17 protein-coding genes and 1 rRNA gene are annotated in these 20,797 nt (G+C 35.7%); 15 read left to right on the top strand and 3 right to left on the bottom strand.

The window, feature by feature from the left end; translation table 11 throughout:
* Nucleotides 1-19: 19 nt before the first annotated feature.
* Nucleotides 20-1,522, top strand: coding sequence for an aldehyde dehydrogenase family protein (locus BLV64_RS11770; RefSeq protein WP_092135700.1), 1,503 nt, complete (start codon nt 20-22; stop codon nt 1,520-1,522).
* 507 nt (nt 1,523-2,029) lie between these two features.
* Nucleotides 2,030-3,352 (top strand): hypothetical protein, encoded by a 1,323-nt coding sequence (locus tag BLV64_RS11775; RefSeq protein ID WP_092135703.1) that lies wholly within the window; start codon nt 2,030-2,032, stop codon nt 3,350-3,352.
* Nucleotides 3,353-4,098: 746 nt separating this feature from the next.
* Here BLV64_RS11775 and BLV64_RS11780 read toward each other — a convergent pair.
* The gene (locus tag BLV64_RS11780) at nt 4,099-4,518 is read right to left on the bottom strand and encodes a DUF2141 domain-containing protein (protein ID WP_092135706.1); all 420 of its coding nucleotides are present in this window, start codon (nt 4,516-4,518) and stop codon (nt 4,099-4,101) included.
* A gap of 509 nt (nt 4,519-5,027) precedes the next feature.
* Here BLV64_RS11780 and BLV64_RS11785 point away from each other — a divergent pair.
* Entirely contained in the window at nt 5,028-6,422 is a 1,395-nt protein-coding gene (locus BLV64_RS11785; protein WP_092135708.1) for a flavin-containing monooxygenase, read from the top strand.
* A gap of 102 nt (nt 6,423-6,524) precedes the next feature.
* Here BLV64_RS11785 and BLV64_RS11790 read toward each other — a convergent pair whose 3' ends face one another.
* Entirely contained in the window at nt 6,525-6,707 is a 183-nt protein-coding gene (locus BLV64_RS11790; protein ID WP_092135710.1) for a hypothetical protein, read from the bottom strand.
* 133 nt (nt 6,708-6,840) lie between these two features.
* Between BLV64_RS11790 and BLV64_RS11795 the strand changes: the two genes are divergently transcribed.
* From BLV64_RS11795 to BLV64_RS11850, 12 genes are all read left to right on the top strand, one after another.
* The gene (locus BLV64_RS11795; protein WP_092135713.1) at nt 6,841-7,734 is read left to right on the top strand and encodes an SdiA-regulated domain-containing protein; all 894 of its coding nucleotides are present in this window, start codon (nt 6,841-6,843) and stop codon (nt 7,732-7,734) included.
* 217 nt (nt 7,735-7,951) lie between these two features.
* Complete coding sequence (rplM, locus tag BLV64_RS11800) at nt 7,952-8,407, top strand: 50S ribosomal protein L13 (RefSeq protein WP_092135716.1); 456 nt, start codon at nt 7,952-7,954, stop codon at nt 8,405-8,407.
* Nucleotides 8,407-8,793 (top strand): 30S ribosomal protein S9, encoded by a 387-nt coding sequence (gene rpsI, locus BLV64_RS11805; protein ID WP_092135719.1) that lies wholly within the window; start codon nt 8,407-8,409, stop codon nt 8,791-8,793. Before rplM ends, rpsI begins: the two co-directional genes overlap by 1 nt.
* Nucleotides 8,794-8,978: 185 nt before the next feature.
* Complete coding sequence (rpsB, locus tag BLV64_RS11810; RefSeq protein WP_092135722.1) at nt 8,979-9,749, top strand: 30S ribosomal protein S2; 771 nt, start codon at nt 8,979-8,981, stop codon at nt 9,747-9,749.
* A gap of 88 nt (nt 9,750-9,837) precedes the next feature.
* A complete protein-coding gene (tsf, locus tag BLV64_RS11815; RefSeq protein WP_092135724.1) occupies nt 9,838-10,803 on the top strand; it encodes a translation elongation factor Ts in 966 nt (321 codons plus the stop codon).
* A gap of 191 nt (nt 10,804-10,994) precedes the next feature.
* Entirely contained in the window at nt 10,995-11,702 is a 708-nt protein-coding gene (pyrH, locus tag BLV64_RS11820; protein WP_092135726.1) for a UMP kinase, read from the top strand.
* Between the two features lie 91 nt (nt 11,703-11,793).
* Nucleotides 11,794-12,351: a ribosome recycling factor gene (frr, locus tag BLV64_RS11825; protein ID WP_092135729.1), complete on the top strand. Its 558-nt coding sequence runs from the start codon at nt 11,794-11,796 to the stop codon at nt 12,349-12,351.
* A 213-nt stretch (nt 12,352-12,564) separates the two neighbouring features.
* Nucleotides 12,565-13,833, top strand: coding sequence for a DUF5686 family protein (locus BLV64_RS11830; protein WP_092135732.1), 1,269 nt, complete (start codon nt 12,565-12,567; stop codon nt 13,831-13,833).
* A gap of 62 nt (nt 13,834-13,895) precedes the next feature.
* Nucleotides 13,896-16,316: an efflux RND transporter permease subunit gene (locus BLV64_RS11835; RefSeq protein WP_092135735.1), complete on the top strand. Its 2,421-nt coding sequence runs from the start codon at nt 13,896-13,898 to the stop codon at nt 16,314-16,316.
* Nucleotides 16,317-16,371: 55 nt separating this feature from the next.
* On the top strand, nt 16,372-17,802 hold the full coding sequence (gene asnS / locus BLV64_RS11840) for an asparagine--tRNA ligase (RefSeq protein WP_092135738.1): 1,431 nt from the start codon (nt 16,372-16,374) through the stop codon (nt 17,800-17,802).
* A 95-nt stretch (nt 17,803-17,897) separates the two neighbouring features.
* On the top strand, nt 17,898-19,355 hold the full coding sequence (gene rpoN / locus BLV64_RS11845) for an RNA polymerase factor sigma-54 (RefSeq protein ID WP_092135740.1): 1,458 nt from the start codon (nt 17,898-17,900) through the stop codon (nt 19,353-19,355).
* The gene (locus tag BLV64_RS11850) at nt 19,355-19,960 is read left to right on the top strand and encodes a hypothetical protein (RefSeq protein WP_092135743.1); all 606 of its coding nucleotides are present in this window, start codon (nt 19,355-19,357) and stop codon (nt 19,958-19,960) included. The genes rpoN and BLV64_RS11850 overlap by 1 nt, the downstream gene beginning before the upstream one ends.
* A gap of 552 nt (nt 19,961-20,512) precedes the next feature.
* Here BLV64_RS11850 and rrf read toward each other — a convergent pair.
* A 5S ribosomal RNA gene (gene rrf, locus BLV64_RS11855) occupies nt 20,513-20,620 on the bottom strand.
* Between the last annotated feature and the right edge of the window lie 177 nt (nt 20,621-20,797).

Genomic DNA, 20,797 nt, shown 5'->3' on the forward strand with positions numbered 1-20,797 from the left:
CAATTTAAAATATATAATTATGGCAAATGTAACTAAACCTGTATTTAAAGAAAGATATGGGAATTTTATTGGCGGTAAATTCGTAGCTCCTGTAAAAGGGCAGTATTTCGATAACGTATCTCCAGTAGATGGTAAAGTATTTACTCAAGCAGCACGTTCAACTCAAGAAGATATTGACCTTGCTCTTGATGCAGCTCACGAAGCGTTCCCATCTTGGAGCACCTCTTCAGCTACAGAACGCAGTAATGCGTTATTAAAAATTGCTCAAGTAATGGAAGATAACTTCGAATACTTAGCAACTTTAGAAACTATAGACAACGGTAAACCAATCCGTGAATCTCGTGCAGCAGATATCCCTTACTGTATTGACCACTTCCGTTATTTCGCAGGTGTTATACGTGCAGACGAAGGTTCTATTTCAGAACACGATAAGGACACTGTGAGTATTGTATTAAACGAACCTATTGGTGTTGTTGGTGAAATTATTCCTTGGAACTTCCCAATGTTAATGTTAGCTTGGAAAATTGCTCCAGCTTTAGCAGCAGGTTGTACTGCAGTTGTAAAACCAGCAGAACAAACACCTACTAGTGTTATTGCTTTAATGGAACTTATTGGTGATATTTTACCAGCAGGTGTATTAAACATCGTAACTGGTTTTGGTGCAGAAGCGGGTGCAGCTTTAGCAACATCTAAGCGTATTGCTAAACTTTCTTTCACAGGTTCTACAGAAACTGGTCGTAAAGTTTTACATAATGCAGCAGAAAACATCATTCCTGTAACTATGGAATTAGGTGGTAAGTCTCCAAATATTTTCTTCCCATCGGTAGCAGATCATGACGATGAATTCTATAGCAAAGCTATTGAAGGCGCATTAATGTTCGCTTTAAACCAAGGTGAAATTTGTACAGCACCAACGCGTATTTTAGTACACGAAGATATCGCTGACGATTTTATTGTAAGAATGCAAGAACGTTTAAGAAAAATCAAAACAGGAAATCCATTAGATCCTGAAACAATGATTGGTTCTCAAGTGTCTAAAGCACAATATGAAAAAATCTTAGGTTACATCAATATTGGTAAAGAAGAAGGTGCTGAAGTATTAGCTGGTGGTGACGCTGGTAACTACGAAGGTGAACTTTCTGAGGGCTACTACATCCAACCTACAGTATTAAAAGGTGACAACAACATGCGTGTGTTTCAAGAAGAAATTTTTGGTCCAGTTGTAGCTTTAACAACATTCAGTTCTACTGAAGAAGCTATTGCTATCGCAAACGATACGCCTTACGGTTTAGGTGCTGGTGTTTGGTCTCGTGACGCTCACGAATTATACCAAGTTCCTCGTGCTATTCAAGCCGGTAGAGTTTGGGTAAACCAGTACCATACCTATCCTGCGCACGCGCCTTTTGGTGGTGTGAAAGAATCAGGATTTGGTCGTGAAAACCATAAAATGGCTTTAGATCATTACCGTGTGGTAAAAAACATGTTAATCTCTTACGATAAGAAACCTATGGGATTCTTCTAATTGATTAATAGCAATTAATTACTAAATAAAACCCCGGCATTGCCGGGGTTTTATTGTTTATAACCTAACAGCGTTTGTATTACGCCTGCAAATTGACAACAACATTAAACCTTGAAAGCAACTATTTTTTATACAGTCCCCTAAAAAATTTAACTTAACACTAAAACGCGCTGTAGTTTTATTATACAAGAATCCCTTAAGCGCAACTATATGTTCACTTAATCGAAAAAACAAGTTAGCTTATCGAAAACCTCGCAAAACACACAACTTCACACACAAAAAATAACTGAGTTACAGATAGTTATAATTTAATTTCTATAAATTAGTTTCGAATTAGAGGAGATAAAAATTCATAAACCTAATAATAATTATCTAAAAAATCACGGTCACGGAACACTATTCTAACATACTAAAAAGTACTCTTTGTTTAATAAAACCCTCCATTTACAGTCCGTAAGCGCTCCTATTCACACCTTTCTATCGCTATTAATCAACACCATCAAACTCATGTTAAAAAAGTTACTATTTGTTTTACTTTTCGGAAACCTCGCTTACTCACAACAGGATATCATAGCCATTAAATCTATCGATTTTAATTCGGAGGTTACAGCGAAGATGCTAGACCAAAATCAAGATTTAAGAAAAATAAATATTTTACTTAACGAAAGAAAAAATAATGCAATCACAAACAATAGTCTAACCATAGGCACCTCCATAATTTCGTTATTAGATTATCAACATTCCAACACCGATTCTAAATTTGGCTATTTAATGAGACACCCTACAGCGAATAACCAAATAGGGAAAGATGTTAGTGAAGCGGTTATCCATTCCTTTCAACTCTCACTAACGGCTACCGTTAATCACTGGCTTACTAGCTATGTAGAAATACTTTACAACCCGCAGCAAGCATTTGGCAGCGGTACGATAACAGCGCTAGAAAGAAACCAATTGCAATTGAGAAAAGGAATAGTAGTAATTGGAGATTTAAACCGATTCCCCTTATATGGGGCAATAGGAAAAATGGATGCTCCGTTCGGACAAATGGGGAGTGTCAACCCGTTTACCAACTCAACATCATGGCACGCTTTTGCAGGCTTGAGCTACGGGGCACAATTGGGATTTAAAAAAGGTGGTTTTCACGCTAAAGTGATGACCGCTCAAGGTGGTGCTCAGTTTCGCGCAATGCACACTCCCGTTGGAGACAATACAAAAACACCGTCAAAACTTAATAATTATGTAGCAGACATCAATTACACCTTTGCGTTAATAGAAAAAGTAAAGCTTTTAATAGGAGGCTCCTACTTACGGGGTAGCGCTTACTGCCAAGAGTTTCCCGTAACTCACTTTTCGCCCTGTAAAGACAATAATCCCGCATACACTTTTTATGGGAATTTAAATATTGACAACCGACTTACGGTACAAGGCGGATTTGCAAAAACAACAAAAGTTTGGGAAGGCACCCATAACCCGACACCACCATTAGACATCTATGAAGCCGCTAAGGTGAGCACTTTAGATATCGGCGCTAAGTACACTATTAACCCAGAAAACAAAGTGACTTATACAGTTTCAGGAGAATTCTCGAACCTTAAGTGCGGTCCTGATGGCGCGCCATGGGAACGACAAAATCAAATGGTAATCGGGCTTTCTGGCCTTATAAATAACTCTTCAAAATTATTTTTTGAAATGTTTAGAACCGAAGGCTATGTACCCCTTAATTTTATAAGTGGAAGTAATGACTTTGAGCCATTTCCTCCGGGAACAACTCACAGTGATAGAAACGCTAATAGCTTAGGATTTGTGCTTGGAGCTCAATTAACTTTTTAATCTGCCATCATAAATGCTTGTAAGCTTTTATAGTTTAGTTCTAATGAGAACAAAAGTAATTTGATGCAACAATCCGTAATCTATAAACACAGCTTTCATACGACCTGTTAATAAGAGGCATTTACAACTTTAGAAACATCCAAACAGCCTTGTTTTTATAATCCATACCGCACTTCTAGAACTATATTAGGCCAATTGAAGTATAAGGGCTATGTTTACCATTTACCACAACAAACCCGGTGATATTACTTAAAGTAACTATGCAACTACAAAAAAGGCAGCAGATTAATTCGCGATACGGCATTCACGTCAAGGGATTATTATGTTCTTTTTTTTATAATGTAGGATCAGCAAAACGCAAAATCATCTTCCTGAATTAGTCAGGCATAACGAGTGTGCCTGAAAAAACGCTTTACATGATATCTTACCGAAACTATTCCGTTTAAAACAGACTGAAAGATTCGACTCGTGTTTTATAAGATGTAATTAAACAGCGTTAAGGTTATGTTTTCTATTATAAATCATAAAACCATTACACCATGGCTGTATTAAGAAAAAAACTGACTAAAGCAGAATTAAACGATAAAAAGCAAGAGAAAATTCTAAAAAAATTAGAAGATAAGAAAATGAAAAAACGCAGATCTAGAGCGTAAGCTTATATCTGAATAAGCAGGATTTAGTATTAACATAAAAAAAGGCTACATAATAATCATGCAGCCTTTTTTTATATTATTTAGCCGACGGTTTTAAAACGTTCTGAGTTGAATTGCCATTGCCTGACTCTCATTAAAAACAAACTTACAATCCTCGAAAGATGGCGCCGAAAATTTAGGAACCACATTATTAGAAAAGCCATAGGCCTCTTTTGGAATACCTATAAAATTTTTATTACACTTATCATCCGAATTCTCATCATGATACATTGAAATAGCATACTCCCCTTTTGGCAAGTCCTTAATCACTATAGTCTCGGTATCCTTGGTAACCTCGATAGTATAGTTTTTATAAGCCGCACCTTCTTTTAGATAATTATGAGCCGTGTTAAACACACCAATTTCTATAGAGCCTTTTATAGTTTCAATATTGGTAATATTTAAAGTCAATTCTGGGGATTGTGCTTGCGCACTAAAACAAAGTAAACCCAAAAAAATAAGTATATGTTTCATGTTATATTTTGTATTTCTTAAACCATTTATTGCGGACTTTAGCAAAGCATTTCTCTAAAATTTCAAGCAAAAGATACTATTTAATTCGTTTTCTACCTTAAAGTTTACTTAGTTTTTTAACAGTCCGTTACTTACAAACCACTAAACACCCTTCTGTTTACAGTGCTGCTAAAATCATGCCTGTTTTTTCTTTTCCTTAAATTATATACAAAAAAGACCACAATAAACATACAAAAATCACCAACCCAAAACAACTACTAATCAACTATTTAACACTAAAAACACACTACCAAAACCCCTGTTTGTAAATTCTCTAAAAAAACATTACCTTATCGCCTCCAGAATTTATATCAAAATCCTGAAGTAAAATCGCTCTTTTTAAGAGCCTTTTACTCCTTTAAAAGAGCCTATAAGGCTTTTCTTTTTTAAAATAAATAAAATAGTATAACCATTAATTAACAGGTGTTGTGTTTTAAACATAGCATCTTAACAACATCTTATTATTACATATGAAGAATACACGTATTGGTATTATTGGAGCCGGACCTAGTGGTTTAGCGCAGTTAAGAGCTTTCGAAGCAGCAGAGAAACAAGGACTTGAAGTGCCTGAAATTGTATGTTTTGAAAAACAAGAAAACTGGGGAGGAATGTGGAACTACTCTTGGAGAACAGGAGTTGGTAAATACGGAGAACCTATTCATGGTAGTATGTATAAGTACCTTTGGTCTAACGGACCAAAAGAGTGCTTAGAGTTTTCTGACTACTCTTTTGATGAGCACTTTAAAAAGCCCATCTCATCATACCCACCACGACCAGTATTATTTGACTATATACAGGGACGTATTAATAAAAGTAACGCAAGAAATTACATCCGTTTTAATACTACAGCACGATGGGTAAGCTATGACGAAGACACGAAAAAATTCACACTGATTTTAGACGATTTAAAAAATGATAAAACATATTCTGAGGAGTTCGATTATTTAATTGTAGCCTCAGGACACTTCTCAACGCCAAACATGCCGTACTTTGAAGGCATAGAAGATTTCCCTGGCACGGTTATGCACGCTCATGATTTTAGAGGTGCCGATCAATTTAAAGATCAGAACATCTTGCTAATAGGAAGCAGCTACTCGGCAGAAGATATTGGTGTACAATGTCATAAACACGGTGCCCAATCGGTAACCTTGAGTTATAGAAGCAACCCTATTGGTGTGGAATGGCCTGACGGCATAAAAGAGGTGCCTTTATTAACGCATTTTGAGGGTGATACAGCTCACTTTAATAACGGACATAAGGAACAATTCGATGCTGTTATTATGTGTACTGGATACCAACACAAATTCCCGTTTCTACCTGACGAATTACGTTTAAAAACAAAAAACAACTTATATCCTGACAACCTATATAAAGGTATTTTCTTTAACGATTTACCACAATTAATGTATTTAGGAATGCAAGATCAATATTACACGTTTAATATGTTCGACACACAGGCATGGGTAGCAAGAGATTTTATGATGAACCGCTACGAAATCCCTAGTAAGGAAGAACGCAGTAAAGACATTGATTTGTGGTTAGAAAAAAACAACAACTTACAATCGTCTTTCGACCATGTCGATTTCCAAACCGATTATATTAAGGAGTTGATTGCGCTTTCGGACTATCCAGATTTTAACCTTGATAAAGTTGCCGATATGTTTAAAGAGTGGTTAAACGACAAGGATGAAAACATCTTAACCTATCGCGATAAAACCTTCCAAAGTGTTGTTACCGGAACAGTAGCCGCAGAACACCACACAGAGTGGATGGATGAGTTAGACGATAGTAAAGAGCGCTACTTATTTGCAGATGAGAAAGAAGAAGCTCTTACTGAAGTTGAAACCACAACTAAAGCCATTTAATACACAGGTTAATAACATTATAAAAGCGGCATTAGAAGTAACTCTTCTGATGCCGCTTTTTTTTATATCTCTATTAAGTGCATCACAAAAAAAGTTCGCACTCTAATTACTGGTATCCTCTACGAGACCGCATTCTATTCTAAACTTCAAATGAAACCTGTTATAATCCCAACATGAGAGGCTAGAACAACGTTCTTCACATTCAGTCTTTTGTTTTTCACACCATTCCCATAGGGATTCAGAAGCAGCTTTAAACAGGGCGTTTCCGAAATTAAAAACAGCCATTAGTCACTTATAATCAAAAGACCAACAACACATTACCCTCATAATTGTACTAAAAAAGAGTTAAACCGACCGTAAAATTTTAAAAATTCATATAGTTTTCAGTTTTTGCATAACGCATTACAAATCACCTCACATGAAAACATCAAGTTATATATTCGTAACGCTTATATCGGTAGTTATAATAGGAATTGGTATTGCATTCAATCCAAAACCGACGCAAATACCACAAGCTACACCCACTACTAAAACTAATAAAACACCTAATACAGCTACTCAAGCAAACTATACCATAATCAACACTTGGGAATTACCATCAGAACTAGACGAAATAAGTGGTTTATCTTGGATCGCTCCAAACACTTTTGCCTGTGTGCAAGATGAAGACGGCGTCCTATATATATACAACACGACAAGTAAAAGCATTACAAACAGCATAGAGTTTGCAGGATCGGGCGATTATGAAGGCCTTACCATTGTAAATAAAGATACTTATATAATGCGCAGCGACGGAACATTATATGAGGTTTTAGACTATGCATCGCCAAACAAAAAAATAAAAGTATTTGAAACCGGTTTCTCTTCAAAGCACAACATGGAAACCTTAACCTATAATCCAGACACCAAGCAACTGGTAACCGCTCCAAAAGATGTAGACCTCGAAGACCAAGAATTCAAAACACTTTATACTATAGATTTAGAAACAAAACAGCTTACGGATTCCCCACTATTAAAGATTGATATGAATGATGAGGCCTTTGACGATTTTAGCAAGAAAAAAGCACGAAAGACCTTTAACCCGTCGGATGTGGCAATCCACCCTATAACCAAGGACATCTACGTCCTAGAAGGTAAAAATCCGAAATTAGTTATTTTCAATACAAAAGGCGTTGTAAAAAAGGTTATACCATTCGACGAAAACCAGTTTCCTCAACCGGAAGGAATCACGTTTAGTCCCGAAGGCACCCTATACATTTCTAATGAAGCTTATAAGGGATCGGCGACCTTACTAGAAGTCACTATCCACTAAAAAGGAGAACACCTAATTAGGGAACGGCAACGTTTTAAAAACAGGAAGGATCACAATAAAATGAGAGTCAATCCATTAAACACAAAAAAGCTATTGATAAAGATATCAACAGACTTATTAAAAATAACTACCCACACTATTTGGTAATCAAATATATAATCGTAAATTTGCAAACTCTTTTAAAGAGAGGAATGTTTAATAAAAAATATTAATAACTGTGGACACATTAAGCTACAAAACGATTTCAGCCAATAAAGCAACTGTAGATAAACAGTGGGTTTTAGTTGACGCTGAAGGTCAAACATTAGGGCGTATGGCTTCTAAAGTTGCAAAACTTTTAAGAGGTAAGCACAAGCCTAGCTTCACACCACACGTTGATTGTGGTGATAACGTAATCGTTATCAATGCGGAAAAAATCAACTTATCAGGAAACAAGTGGAATGACAAAACGTACATTCGTCACACGGGTTACCCAGGTGGTCAAAGAAGTTTAACTGCTACTGAATTGTTCGGAAAAGATCCAGCAAGATTAGTAGAGAAATCTGTAAAAGGAATGTTACCTAAGAACAAATTAGGAGCAAATCTTTTTAGAAATTTAACTGTTGTTACTGGAACAAAGCACGCTCACGAAGCTCAAAAACCAGCTACAATTAACTTAAACGAATTCAAGTAATGGAAGTATTACACAAAATTGGTCGTAGAAAAACGGCTGTTGCTCGTGTTTACCTATCTCAAGGAGAAGGGAAGATCACGATTAACAAGAAAGAATTAACAAACTACTTCCCAACTGCAACATTACAGTACAAAGTAAAGCAACCGTTAGTATTAACGGAAAACGAAACTACTTTTGACATTAATGTAAATGTATTTGGTGGTGGTATTACAGGTCAAGCAGAAGCTATCCGTTTAGCAATTTCTCGCGCTATGTGTGAGTTAAATGACGAAAACAGAGGTATTCTTAAACCTGAAGGTTTATTAACTAGAGATCCTAGAATGGTTGAACGTAAGAAATTCGGTCAGAAGAAAGCACGTAAGAAATTCCAATTCTCTAAACGTTAATATCCTCAACTCCTTTGGGGATATCGTTTATCGATTTTTCTTTATGGGGTTCAAATTAAAAAATAACTAGTTATTGTTGTCCTAGTCCAAAAGACAGGATTTAGTTTAGCATCTAAATAATTAAGGCGATTTGTAAAAAGACCACTTAGTTATTGCTAATTCAACAGAACGTAAACTATTACAAAATGGCAGTAGAAGTAAAAGAATTACTTGAAGCAGGTGTACACTTTGGTCACCTTACGCGTAAGTGGGATCCAAACATGGCTCCTTACGTATATATGGAGCGTAATGGCATCCACATTATAAACTTATACAAAACAGCAGCTAAGATTGAAGAAGCTGGAGAAGCGCTTGCAAAAATCGCAGCCTCTGGTCGTAAAATCTTATTTGTTGCTACAAAGAAACAAGCAAAAGACATCGTCGCTGAAAAAGCGGGTAACATCAACATGCCTTACATCACTGAAAGATGGCCAGGTGGAATGTTAACTAACTTTGTAACTATCCGTAAAGCAATCAAAAAGATGGCTACTATTGATAGAATGAAGAAAGATGGTACGTTTTTAACGTTATCTAAAAAAGAGCGTTTACAAGTAGACCGTCTTAGAGCTAAGTTAGAGAAAAACTTAGGTTCTATTACAGATATGACACGTCTTCCAGGAGCTTTGTTTGTTGTAGATATTAAACGTGAGCACATCGCGATTAAAGAAGCACAGAAATTAAACATTCCTATTTTTGCAATGGTAGATACAAACTCTGATCCACGTCAAGTAGATTACGTAATACCTGCAAACGATGATGCTTCTAAATCTATAGATAAAATCTTAACGCACGTTACTGAAGCCGTTACTAACGGTTTAAACGCACGTAAAGCTGAAAAAGCTGATAAAGATGCCGCTAAATCTGATGAGAAAGCAGCACCTAAAAAAGCTAAAGCAGCTAATGAAGAAGAAGAATAATTAATTATTACACAACATCTATAAGTCGTTTAATGTTTTTCTTTATAGAATTAGATTGAACGACTTTTTTAAATTATAGCATAAAGTTATGACAAAAATATCAGCCGCAGAGGTTAACAAATTAAGAAAAGCTACAGGTGCAGGTATGATGGACTGCAAGAAAGCATTAGTTGAAGCAGAAGGAGATTTCGACAAAGCAATCGATGTTCTTAGAAAAAAAGGACAAAAAGTAGCAGAAAAAAGAGCAGACCGTGATTCTAGTGAAGGTGCTGCTGTTTCTAAAGTAAATGATGATAACACGACTGGTGTTGCTATCGTATTAGGTTGTGAAACTGATTTTGTTGGTAAAAACGAATCTTTCGTAAAATTAGCAACTGACTTAGCTGATAACGCAATCAATTTCGATTCTAAAGAAGATTTCTTAGCTTCTGATTTTGGTGGGTTAACAGTATCTGAAAAATTAGTTGAGCAAACTGGTGTTGTAGGTGAGAAATTAGAAATTGGTGCTTTTGCAAAATTAAACGCGCCATACGTGGGTACTTATGTACACATTAATAAAATTGCTGCTTTAGTTGGTTTATCTGCTAATGTAGATAACGTTGAAACATTAGCTAAAGATTTAGCAATGCAAATCGCATCTATGGGAGCAACAACTTTATCTTACAAAGATTTTGATCCTGCTTACGTAGCATCAGAAACTGAAGCAAGAATTGCAGTTATTGAAAAAGAAAATATCGAATTAGGGCGTTTAGGAAAAACACTTAAAAATGTACCTAAGTATATCTCTATGTCTCAATTAACTCCTGAAGTTTTAGCGCAAGCTGAAGAAGATGCGAAAGCTGAATTAAAAGCTGAAGGAAAACCAGAACAAATCTGGGACAAAATTTTACCTGGTAAAATGGATCGTTTCATCTCTGACAATACAACTTTAGATCAAGAACAATGTTTATTAGATCAAAGATTTATTAAAGATGATAAAATAACAGTTGCAGAATACGTTAAGACTTTTGGAGACGTAGAAGTTACTGGATTCGAAAGAGTATCTTTAGGATAATCATGGCATTAACGGTATTATAACCGATTATATACTACACTTAAAACCACTACCTCACCGTAGTGGTTTTTTTTTGTTTTACAGAAAATAGGGCCCTCTAAAAAACAATTCCTTAAAAATGTGGCTTCCCGATTAAAAAAATTTCAAAAGGGAAAAAAATTATGTAGCTTTGCTAAACTTTCAGAAACAAAATGAAATACAAAAGAATCCTCTTAAAACTATCGGGTGAAGCCTTAATGGGTAATCGCCAATACGGAATCGATCCAGAACGTTTAGCCGAATACGCAGAAGATATTAAAGCAGTTACCGAAAAAGGAATTGAAGTAGCCATAGTTATTGGTGGCGGAAACATCTTTAGAGGGGTTGCTGGTGCCATGAATGGTATGGACCGCGTTCAAGGTGACCATATGGGTATGTTAGCGACCGTTATTAACGGACTAGCGCTACAGAACGCCCTAGAAGATGCTGGTGTTAAAACACGTTTGCAAACAGCTATTAAAATTAATGAAGTGGCAGAGCCCTTTATTAGAAGAAAAGCCATGAGCCACTTAAGAAAAGGACGCGTTGTTATTTTTGGTGGAGGTACCGGAAATCCGTATTTCACAACAGATTCAGCTGCCGTTTTACGCGCAATAGAAATTGAAGCTGATGTGATTTTAAAAGGAACTCGCGTAGATGGTATTTATAATACAGATCCGGAAAAAGATAGCTCAGCAATCAAATTCGACCACATTACATTCGACGATGTACTAAGAAAAGGTTTAAAAGTAATGGATACCACCGCTTTTACCCTAAGTCAAGAAAACGACCTTCCAATAATTGTTTTCGATATGAACACAAGAGGCAACCTAATGAAAGTTATTTCAGGTGAAAATATTGGAACTCAAGTAAGTTTATAGTAAATTTAAATTACCATTTATAGTACTGTTACGCTGTTAAGCCAAATAAAATTGGTTTAGTTTTTGCTAAAACAAGATAAAATATCTCATTATGAACGAAGACATTACATTTATATTAGACTCTACTAAAGAATCTATGCAGGCTGCTGTAAAGCATTTAGAAAAACAATTTGTAAACATTAGAGCCGGAAAAGCAAGTCCAGCGATGTTGGGGAGTGTTATGGTAGATTACTATGGATCTCAAACCCCTTTAAGTCAAGTTGCCAATGTTAATACGCCAGACGGTAGAACGATTTCTGTTCAACCTTGGGAAAAAAATATGCTTCAACCCATCGAAAAAGCAATTCAAATTGCTAATCTTGGTTTTAACCCAATGAATAATGGTGATCTTTTAATTATTAATGTCCCACCATTAACCGAAGAACGCCGTTTGCAATTAGCTAAACAAGCGAAAGCAGAAGCTGAAGATGCTAAAATTGGTATTCGTAATGCTCGTAAAGATGCCAATAACGAAATCAAAAAAAATGATGACGTTTCTGAAGATCTTCAAAAAGTCGCAGAACAAGATGTTCAAAACCTTACCGATACTTACGTTAAAAAAGTCGAAGAACTTCTAGCCATCAAGGATAAAGAAATAATGACTGTTTAATATTTAAAAGCGACTTGAAAAAGTCGCTTTTTTTAATCCTATTTATCTCTTCTAGTGTAGATAAATATCCTGAGACTTTCCTAGTGTCTTTTAAAATCGTTGACGTTACTAACAATATGTTAAAGTCTTTATACAATTCTATATTTTAAATAAAAACCGATTTTAAAATCATATAAAAACTGTACTTTCGATAGTTGTAAAGGTTAATCCACTATGCTAAAACACTGCCTTATACTTTCTATACTGTTGTTTTCTCTTTCTTTAAGTGCACAAACACCTAAAGACAGCACTGTCGTGATGCAAGATTCGACTAAGTCTGATCTACTTTTAAAACAAATAGGCAACGGATTTTTCCCTACGCAATTCTGGAATTTCGATTTACGCTACTTGGTAAAATTTAATCAGTACGAAGGACTACGAACAGGATTAGGCGGCGTTACGAACGCAGGTTTTTCAGAAACATACCGCATCGATTCTTATGTTGTTTACGGATTTAAAGACCATCGCTTTAAATATAAAATTGGTGGTGGTGCTCGGCTAAATGAAGACACAAAAACCTGGCTTAACTTTTCGTATACCGATGACTTGGAAGAAACAGGAAGCTCCAAATTTTTAACCGATGCCCGTTTCTTTTCGTTTTTCGAGCCCCGATTATTAAATATCGATCTGTTTCATAAACACATTACCTCTGCCCTATCTTTAGAGCACCAGATTACACCCAATTTAACGACCGAGACCCAACTAGCTGTCAGCAATATAAGGCCAACCTATAGCTACAACTACGTGTTAGACGACAAAGCTTACGATGCTTTCGAAACCAGTACCGCTAAGGTCTCTTTACAATGGAGCCCGTTTAATACTTATGACTATAAGGACGATAATCTCGTAGAAACCTATAGTGGTTACCCTAAATTCTCCCTACAATACACAAAAAGTTTTAAATCTGTTTTTGATGCCGATTTTAATTTTTCGAAAATCGATTTCAGAACGATTCATAAAATAACGCATAAAAACACGTCGTATACTACTGGCGTACTGTCTTTAGGTTTAGCACATGGTGATACACCAATAACCCATTTGTACCACGCTTACCCTAATAACATCAATAAAGAAACGATACTAAATCGTTTCTCGGTAGCAGGTATTAATAGTTTTGAGACGATGTTTTTTAACGAGTTTTTCTCAGATCGGTTTACATCATTAGTCGCCAAGCACTATTTTAAACCCTTCGCTATTGCCAAACATTTTAATCCGCAATTGGTCCTTATCTCACGCTTTGCTATAGGGAATATGAATCATATATCTCGTCATCAAAACCTAAGCTTTGGTACACTAAAACATGGGTATACAGAGACAGGCTTAGAGATTAATAAACTGCTCTTAGGATTCGGGTTAAGCCTAACCTATCGTTACGGAGCTTATCATTTACCAGAATTTAATGATAATATCGCATTAAAATTCACATTTAATATTACGTTATAATTCAGAATTTAATAGACTAAATACCTCTGTTTTATATACCTTTGCGCTTCTTTTAAATTACTATGTCGAAACTTAAAAAATCACGCTTTTGGGATACTGTTGCGAGGTTAATTCTACGTAACAAAATTGGTATTCTAATTACTGTTGTTCTAATTACAATTCTGTTTAGTACGCAGTGGAAATACATGCGCTTCACCTATACTGAAGCCAACTTGCTACCAGACGACCACGAGGTTAATATAGAATACAACAAGTTTTTAAATATTTTTGGTGAAGAAGGGAACCTTATTATTCTTGGAGTAAAAGACTCTACTCTATTTACTGTAGATAAATTAAACGCGTGGAATGCCCTTTCCGAAACCTTTAGAGAGGACGATGAAGTGATTACTGTTGCGTCGATAAAAGACTTACAAAAACTTCTAAAAAATACTGAAAGTCAACGCTTCGATTTAGAACCTTTTATAAAGGACTCGATTCATTCTCAAGCGCAAATCGACACCTTGCAGTATGAGTTATTTACGCAATACCCGTTTTACGATAACTTTTTATTCAATAAAGAGACGAAAACAATCCGATCGGCCATCTACCTTAAAAAAGATATTGTCAACACCCCTGCCCGAAAAGACTTTGTTGTCGACAAGCTTATCAAGCGTATTGATGCCTTCGAGAAAGCCACCAATTTAGATGTCCGCGTTTCTGGAATGCCTTATATACGGACACTTAACGCCCAAAATATCGTAGATGAAATTGGCCTATTTGTAGTAGGTGCTTTAGTAGTAACCTCCCTTATCTTTTTCTTATTCTTTAGATCTTTTAGAGCCACGTTAATATCGTTGGTTGTTGTTTGTATTGGTGTCATGTGGACCTTGGGTATTTTAGGCTTGTTAAAATATGAAATCACCGTACTTACCGCCTTAATTCCTCCGCTGATTATTGTTATAGGAATCCCCAATTGTATCTTTTTAATCAATAAGTATCAGCAAGAGGTTAAGCTACATGGTAATAAAGTCAAATCACTACAACGTGTTATTACCAAGGTCGGTAATGCCACACTAATGACCAATATGACCACAGCATCTGGATTTGCTACGTTTATCATTACCGAAAGTACATTACTTAAAGAATTTGGGGTTGTAGCCTCATTAAGTATCATTGCGATTTTTATCTTATGCCTACTTATAATTCCGATTATATACACCTTTTTACCGTATCCTAAAGACCGCCATTTAGAGCATTTAAACAAGCGCTGGGTTGGTGGTTTTGTAGATTGGACAGAGCGTATGGTAAAAGAAAAACGCATAGCTATTTATATTACGGTTTGTTGTTTAGTCATCACCTGTATTATTGGGATTTATAAAATAAAAATTTCTGGCAGTCTGATTGAAGACATGCCGAAAAAGACAGAATTCTTTAAAGATATTCGCTTTTTCGAACAGGAATTTAACGGTATTATGCCATTAGAAATAATGATAAATACCAAGCGTGAAAAAGGCGTTATGAAATCGACGACCCTTAAACGCATGAATGAGCTTGAGGATTTAATAATAGACATACCGGAATTATCACGACCAATTTCTATTGTAAGTCTCGTAAAATATTCTAAGCAGGCCTTTTATAATGGCAATCCTAAATATTACCAATTACCGACCAAGCAAGAAGAGGCGTTTATACTTCCTTATGTCAAAAACTCAGCGTCTGGAGACACGTCGATGCTTAGTAATTTTGTGGACAGCACTGGGCAGTATGCGCGTATCACTACATTTATGAAGGATATTGGAACCGACAAAATGGAGGAGATAGAAGATGACTTAGAAGCAAAAATTAAAAAATTATTCCCTAAAGACCGCTATGAAGTTACCATTACGGGTAAAGCATTAGTCTTCCAAAAAGGAACGACTTATTTAGTTAAAAACTTAGCCCTATCATTATCTCTAGCGATTTTTCTTATTGCCCTATTTATGGCGTATATGTTCCGATCGTTTAGAATGATTGTTGTCTCCTTAATCCCTAATTTATTACCTTTAGTAGTAACTGCTGGCCTTATGGGATTCTTAGGGGTACCAATAAAACCATCTACCATATTAGTATTTAGTATCGCTTTTGGTATTTCGGTCGATGATACCATTCACTTCTTAGCGAAATACCGACAAGAATTACAGGCCAATAACTGGAAGATAAAAAAATCGGTTTATGGCGCATTACGAGAAACAGGAGTTAGTATGTTTTACACCTCAATAGTATTATTCTTTGGGTTCTCGATTTTTATCATTTCAAGTTTTGGTGGTACTGTAGCTTTAGGCGCATTAGTATCGATAACTTTATTATTTGCTATGCTATCTAATTTATTACTGTTGCCTTCATTATTACTATCTTTGGAGCGCAGTATTGCCAACAAACAAATTTTAAAGAAACCGACTATCAATATCATCCCAGAAGAAAGTGAAGGGGATATTAATAACGATTATAACGACAAAAAAAAATAGATATTAGCTATAAATAAGGTAAGAATTTATAGTTTCATTTAAAATAGATTATAAAATGACACAGTACACAGTTGCACAATTATTAAAACAAACAGCGTCTCAAGACGTTGACATAAAAGGTTGGGTAAGAACATTTAGAGCAAAGCGTTTTATTGCCTTAAATGATGGTTCTACACTTAATAATATCCAGTGTGTTGTTGATTTTGAAAATACGCCGGAAGACGTTTTAAAACGTATTACTACAGGAGCTGCCGTACATATTAAAGGGGAGTTAGTAGAAAGTCAAGGACAAGGACAAGCGGTTGAAATTGCCGTAAAATCCATTGATATCTTAGGTGATTCTGATCCTGACAAATACCCTATTCAACCTAAAAAGCACTCCTTCGAATTTTTACGTGAAAACGCCCACTTACGTACTAGAACAAACACTTTTAGTGCGGTTATGAGATTGCGTTCTTCATTATCATTCGCCATTCATAAATACTTTAATGAGAATGGTTTTTACTATATGCACACACCTATTATCACAGGAAGTGATGCTGAAGGTGCAGGAGAAATGTTTAGAGTGAGTGCCTTAGATCCTAAAAACCCACCATTAAATGAAGATGGTACTATCGATTACACAAAAGATTTCTTTCGCAAAGAAACGAATCTTACTGTTTCGGGTCAGTTAGAAGCTGAAACCTATGCGATGTCTTTAGGTAAAGTGTATACTTTTGGTCCTACTTTTAGAGCTGAAAACTCTAATACGTCACGTCACTTAGCTGAATTTTGGATGATTGAACCAGAAGTTGCTTTCATGGATTTAGCTGGTAATATGGATTTAGCCGAAGACTTTATGAAATCGGTTATCTCTTATGTTTTAGAACATAATAGTGACGATTTAGAATTTCTAGATCAACGTTTATTTGATGAGGATAAAGCAAAACCTCAAGCCGAAAGAAGCGAAATGCGTCTGATAGAAAAATTAAAGTTTGTCACAGAAAACAACTTTAAGCGTGTTAGCTATACTGAGGCTATAGATATCTTAAAAAACAGTAAACCAAACAAGAAAAAGAAATTTAATTATATTATTGAAGAATGGGGTGCCGACCTACAATCGGAGCATGAGCGTTTCCTTGTAGAAAAACACTTTAAATGTCCTGTAATATTATTCGATTATCCTGCTGATATTAAAGCCTTTTATATGCGCTTAAATGAAGATGGAAAAACAGTAAGAGCTATGGATATCCTATTCCCAGGAATTGGTGAAATCGTAGGAGGTTCTCAGCGTGAAGAGCGCTTAGAAGTTCTTAAAGAGAAAATGGCAGCCTTAAATATTCCAGAAGAAGAACTGTGGTGGTATTTAGACTTACGTAAATACGGAACGGCAGTACACTCAGGATTCGGATTAGGTTTCGAACGTTTAGTGATGTTTGCCACAGGAATGGGTAATATTAGAGATGTTATTCCTTTTCCAAGAACACCTCAAAACGCAGAGTTCTAGTAAAAAAATCATATCTTTTAATAAAAATAAACAATCTAGTAAACTCAAAAATCTAGATTGTTTTTTTTATTTTAGTACTTATTCTAAAACACATCATGCTTAAACAATTTTTACAGTTTAAATTATCTCAGAAGTTGTCCCCACAACAAATTCAATTAATGAAATTGATACAACTTCCTACCCAAGCTTTTGAACAACGTTTAAAACAAGAGCTTGAAGAAAACCCTGCTTTAGATAGTGGTAAAGAGGAAGTGGAGAATGAGTACGATGAATTGGACAATTCGCAGGATGATTACGACGATAACGAAACGATAAATACCGACGATATTAATGTCGACGATTATTTAAGTGACGACGAGATCCCGGACTACCGAACGAGTGCAAATAATTATAGTGCCGATGAAGATGAAAAAAGCATTCCTTATGCTTCGGGGACTTCATTTACGCAGCATTTAATTACCCAGTTAAACACGTACCGTTTGGATGAGGAAGAACGTCAAATTGCAGAGTTCCTTGTTGGTAGTGTCGATGAAAGCGGATACATCCGTCGTGAGTTAAGCGATATTATGGATGATTTAGCTTTTACTCAAAATGTATACACTACGGAAGAAAAAATACAACAGGTTTTAAAAATCGTACACCAATTAGACCCTTCGGGAGTTGGTGCACGCAACCTTCAAGAATGTTTAAGTATTCAACTGGCTCGTAAAGAACAAAAGCCGGATGTCGCTCTAGCATTAGATATTATAAATAATGGTTTCGATCAGTTCACAAAAAAGCATTATCAAAAGCTGATGCAAAAGTTCGATATCACCGAGTTGCAACTTAAGGATGCGATTCATGAAATTGAACGCCTAAATCCGAAACCTGGTGGCTCATACTCTGGAAATACCCGAATAGTACAACATGTGGTTCCCGATTTTGCTATAAAGATTGTAAACGGAGAATTAGAACTGACTTTAAACGGGCGTAATGCTCCAGAACTTCATGTGTCTCGCGAGTATAACAATATGCTTAAAGGCTACAAAGAAACCAAAGAACGCACCAAGGCACAGAAAGATGCCGTACAGTTTATTAAGCAAAAACTAGATGCCGCAAAATGGTTTATAGAAGCTATTAAACAACGTCAGCAAACCCTATTTGTTACCATGAGTGCTATTATGCATTATCAAAAAGAATACTTTTTAACCGGCGATGAACGCAAATTACGTCCGATGATTCTTAAAGATATTGCAGACGAAATAGAAATGGATGTTTCCACAGTATCTCGTGTAGCGAATAGTAAATATGTAGACACGCCTTATGGTACCAAATTAATTAAAGAGTTCTTCTCTGAGTCTATGACTAACGATCAAGGTGAGGAAGTATCTACACGTGAAATTAAGACGATATTAGAAACGGTTATCGAGGAAGAGAATAAGAAAAAACCGTTGACTGATGAGGCACTAGCAAAAATACTTAAGGAAAAAGGCTACCCTATTGCGCGTCGTACCGTTGCAAAATACCGAGAACAATTAGATATACCAGTAGCGCGATTAAGAAAAAAAATATAATGAATTTTATTCTTAAAAGCATTTCTTTTATATTTCATCCTATTATTATGCCGTTATTGGCAGTTGTTTTCTATTTTTCTAAATCACCTCGGTACTTAGCCTTTGAGGTGATTAGTGCTAAAATTACCTCTTTATTTATTCTTACCATCCTTTTACCCATTTTAAGCTATTTCTTACTTAAAACATTAGGGAGAACAGAAAGTATTTACTTAAAAACAACTAAAGAACGGGTGATTCCCCTTCTTATTAATGCCATAATTATACTTTTAATTGTCAATCGCGTATTACCTATACATCAAATTCCTGAACTGTATTTCTTTTTTATAGGCTGTTTAATATCCACCATCACCTGTTTGGTATTGGCCTTAGCTAATTTTAAAGCTAGTATTCATATGATAGCCATTTCAGGCCTCCTTATGTTTGCCATTGCCACCTCATTACACTTTAGTATTAATATTAATGGTTCTCTAGCTTTAATGGTGTTCTTAGTCGGCGCTATTGCCACCTCGCGTTTACATCTTAAAGCACATACTCCTGTAGAGCTTGTCTTTGGCTTTTTTATCGGCTTTGCTCCGCAATTTATCTTAATGAATTATTGGATTTAATACGCAAAAAACACCGTATTAAAACCGTCCTATATCCCATTTAAAACAATTTAAGGCTCATTGGGTTGACTAATATAAAATCCGAGCAGAAAAGCCTGCTAAAAGAAGTTTTTATTGAAAAGGGATTACCAAATCCTATAATACCATCGTTTCCTAATAAACTCACATCACCAAGCCTATTAAGATAGAAGTAGTTAAGTCATCGGTGTAAAAACCAGGGCTTACCGATTGTTTTATGATAAGGTCGTTAGCTATAAACGCATACCTGCATAAAAAAAAGTCACCTATCCTTTTATAACTGCGGTGTACGCCCATATATGGCCTTAGTGTATTAGAAGTATATGCTTCGCAAGGAGCAGAAGATGGAAACTAGAATAGATGATGTTTAAAAAAGATAAGCGTGATAATAGAAAATATAATCCCATAGCATAAGTCAGTTAAAGCCACACATTATTAGAGTTAGTAGTCAATTAAGGCTAGCGTTTAACAGGCGGTATACATCTGGTTTTACTGCATAAAAAAACCCTTCATATTTCTATGAAGGGTTTCTAAAAAAGGCGACGACCTACTCTCCCACGAATGTAGTACCATCGGCGCAATTGGGCTTAACTTCTCTGTTCGGAATGGTAAGAGGTGAGCCCCAACGCTATAATCACCTTAAATCTTTCGGTGTGTGTAGATAAACTACTTGACCGTATAAAATAACATATTGAAAAAAGCACGCTAAGCGTGAGTATACTGAAAAAAATATAATAGAATGTGTACTTAGTAAAAAAACAGGCGTACAATAAGCCTATGGGTTATTAGTATCACTCGGCTATGACATTACTGCCTTTA

The sequence above is a fragment of the Bizionia paragorgiae genome (genome assembly GCF_900107625.1).
Classification (GTDB): Bacteria; Bacteroidota; Bacteroidia; order Flavobacteriales; family Flavobacteriaceae; genus Bizionia; species Bizionia paragorgiae.